Annotated in this window: 2 protein-coding genes and 1 pseudogene; all 3 read right to left on the bottom strand. The window is 67.6% G+C overall.

Features of this window, described 5'->3' with window-relative positions; all coding sequences use genetic code 11:
* Window positions 1-1,329: pseudogene (locus tag IH61_RS50475) on the bottom strand (NADH-quinone oxidoreductase subunit D); the annotation flags it as partial.
* Window positions 1,326-1,880, bottom strand: a complete 555-nt coding sequence (locus IH61_RS0139735) for a NuoB/complex I 20 kDa subunit family protein (protein WP_031079294.1) — start codon at window positions 1,878-1,880, stop codon at window positions 1,326-1,328. The gene IH61_RS0139735 and the pseudogene IH61_RS50475, both read right to left, overlap by 4 nt.
* A gap of 185 nt (window positions 1,881-2,065) precedes the next feature.
* Complete coding sequence (locus tag IH61_RS0139745) at window positions 2,066-2,425, bottom strand: NADH-quinone oxidoreductase subunit A (protein ID WP_030060100.1); 360 nt, start codon at window positions 2,423-2,425, stop codon at window positions 2,066-2,068.
* Between the last annotated feature and the right edge of the window lie 485 nt (window positions 2,426-2,910).

Raw genomic sequence — 2,910 nt, forward strand, 5'->3', positions numbered from 1 at the left:
ATCTCCTCCAGGCGGATCAGGAAGCGCCCGTAGGAGTCGGCGGTGTCGGCGGTGGCGACCTCGAAGTCGTAGTCCTCGTAGCCGCAGTACGGGTCGGACTTGCGCAGGTCCTGCGGCAGGCCCGTGGCGCGCAGGATCGGGCCCGTCGCGCCCAGGGCCAGGCAGCCGGCCAGGTCGAGGTGGCCGACGTCGACCAGGCGGGCCTTGAACACCGGGTTGCCGGTGGCGAGTTTGTCGTACTCGTGCATCCGGGAGCGGATGGTGCGCACGGCCTCGCGGATCTGGTCCACCGCGCCGGGCGGCAGGTCCTGGGCGAGGCCGCCGGGGCGGACGTACGCGTGGTTCATCCGCAGGCCCGTGACCAACTCGAAGGCGTCCAGGATGAGTTCGCGGTCCCGGAAGCCGTAGATCATCAGGGTGGTGGAGCCGATCTCCATGCCTCCGGTGGCCAGGCAGACCAGGTGGGAGGAGATCCGGTTGAGCTCCATCATCATCACGCGGATCACGCTGGCGCGGTCCGGGACGTCGTCGGTGATGCCGAGCAGCTTCTCGACGGCCAGGCAGTAGGCGGTCTCGTTGAACAACGGGGTCAGGTAGTCCATGCGGGTCACGAAGGTGGTGCCCTGGACCCAGCTGCGGAACTCCATGTTCTTCTCGATACCGGTGTGCAGGTAGCCGATGCCGCAGCGGGCCTCCGTCACCGTCTCGCCGTCGATCTCCAGGATCAGCCTCAGCACGCCGTGCGTGGACGGGTGCTGGGGGCCCATGTTGACGATGATGCGCTCGTCGTCGGCGCTCGTGCCAGTCGTTGGTCGGATAGACGTTGACCACGGACGGGATGCGCGGGTCGGCGTCCGGCGCGGTGACCTCCAGGCGGATCAGCCGGCCGTGGGTGATCGAGCGCAGGTGGTAGACCGCGTGCAGCTCGCGGCCCTTGTCCCCCGGGTAGTGCACGCCGCTGACGCCCAGGCACAGCTCGAAGCGCAGCGCCGGGTCGTCGCGCAGGAGGCGCGCCGTCTCCAGCAGGTGGGCGCGGTCGATGTGGAAGGTGAGCTCGCCGCGGTCGACGACGGTCTTCTCGATCACGTCGACCGGATCCAGGCCCTGCTCCTCCAGAGCGCCCTCCAGCTCGTCGGCCACCTCGTCGAACCAACCGCCGTACGGGCGGTCGCTCGGGCCGGGCAGCACCACCGGGACGGCCAGGCCGCCGAATCCGGAGGTGTCGCCGCTGCCCTTCGCGCCGAACATGCCCTGGCGGCGGCCCACCACCTCCACGGGGATCTCGCGCACCGGCTGCTCGCGGCGGGTCTCGGGTACCTGGTCGTTCATCGCAGCTGCCCCCGCATCTCGCTGATCGGGGTGGCCTTCAGGGCCAGGGCTTCGCCCAACTCCTCGGCCCGGCGCCTGTTCACGCCCAGCGGCTCGTGCTGGATCTTGTCGTGCAGCTTCAGGATGGCGTCCATCAGCATCTCCGGGCGGGGCGGACAGCCGGGCAGGTAGATGTCCACCGGGACGATGTGGTCGACGCCCTGCACGATCGCGTAGTTGTTGAACATCCCGCCGGAGGAGGCACAGACGCCCATCGAGATGACCCACTTGGGGTTGGCCATCTGGTCGTACACCTGGCGCAGCACCGGGGCCATCTTCTGGCTCACCCGGCCCGCGACGATCATCAGATCGGCCTGGCGGGGGGAACCCCGGAAAACCTCCATCCCGAACCGGGCCAGGTCGTAGCGGCCGGCGCCGGTGGTCATCATCTCGATCGCGCAGCAGGCCAGACCGAAGGTCGCAGGGAAGAGTGACGCCTTGCGCACCCAGCCGGCGGCCGTCTCCACGGTCGTGAGCAGAAAGCCGCTCGGCAGCTTCTCCTCGATTCCCATCAGATCCCTCTCAATGCCCTCAAGATGCCCTCAAGTCCTCGGATACATCGGCCGGTTGCGGCTTGTCCGCTCTTCCGCTCCTCCGCTCGCCCGCCCCGCCCGCCGCCCGCTTGTCCGTGCGTTCACAAGGGGGCGTTCGGGTGCGGGGCGCACAGCCGACCGACGGGTGGGCTGCCGCCCCGCGCTCAGTCCCACTCCAGGCCGCCGCGACGCCAGACGTAGGCGTACGCGACGAAGACGGTGGCGATGAACAGGAGCATCTCGACCAGCCCGAAGATCCCCAGGGCGTCGAAGGTCACCGCCCAGGGGTAGAGGAAGACGATCTCGATGTCGAAGACGATGAAGAGCATCGCCGTCAGGTAGTACTTGATCGGGAACCGACCGCCGCCCACGGGCTGCGGGGTCGGCTCGATGCCGCACTCGTACGCCTCCAACTTGGCCCGGTTGTAGCGCTTCGGGCCGGTGAGAGAGGCCATCACGACGGAGCCGACCGCGAACGCCGCCGCGATGGCACCGAGTACGAGGATCGGCGCGTAGGCATTCATAGCCCCCGCTCCCTCCGTCCAGTCGTCCTTGACTGCAGATCGGAACCGACGGGTCACACAGAGGTGAACCCGCGCCCCGGTTCCCGCGATCCGCCTCATGTGAGGCAGTTCACAAGGCCCGGAGTGAGCGCATCCTATGCCTGTTGGCTTGTGATCTGCGACACGCAGTTCGTCGCCATCTTTGTGATCTACGACACTGTGTGGGTGGGTGCGAATGTGAGCATGCCCATAAATGTCAACGCAAAGAAGTCAAATGGTCACAAGCAGTCGCAATTGCTTGTGGAGTTGCTGGTCGGGGGCGTGCTTCTATATCAACTATGCGTCGGAGCGGGCAAATTTCTGGGCGCCATGTTGACGTGTTATGGCGGCTCACTCTGAGGGGTGGTGGTGGGGGGAACGTGTGCTTGACCCTTCGTTCACAAGCGCGCGAACGCGCGCGTGGGGGTCCTTCTCCCCCTCCCCCTCCCCCTCCCCCGCCCGCCGCC

This window comes from Streptomyces sp. NRRL WC-3742 (assembly GCF_000720635.1).
In the GTDB taxonomy this organism is placed as follows: Bacteria; Actinomycetota; Actinomycetes; order Streptomycetales; family Streptomycetaceae; genus Kitasatospora.

Excerpts from the sequence above, each read along its gene's own strand:
- IH61_RS0139745 (WP_030060100.1), bottom strand. The coding sequence starts at position 2,425 with ATGAATGCCTACGCGCCGATCCTCGTACTCGGTGCCATCGCGGCGGCG.
- IH61_RS0139735 (WP_031079294.1), bottom strand. The coding sequence starts at position 1,880 with ATGGGAATCGAGGAGAAGCTGCCGAGCGGCTTTCTGCTCACGACCGTG.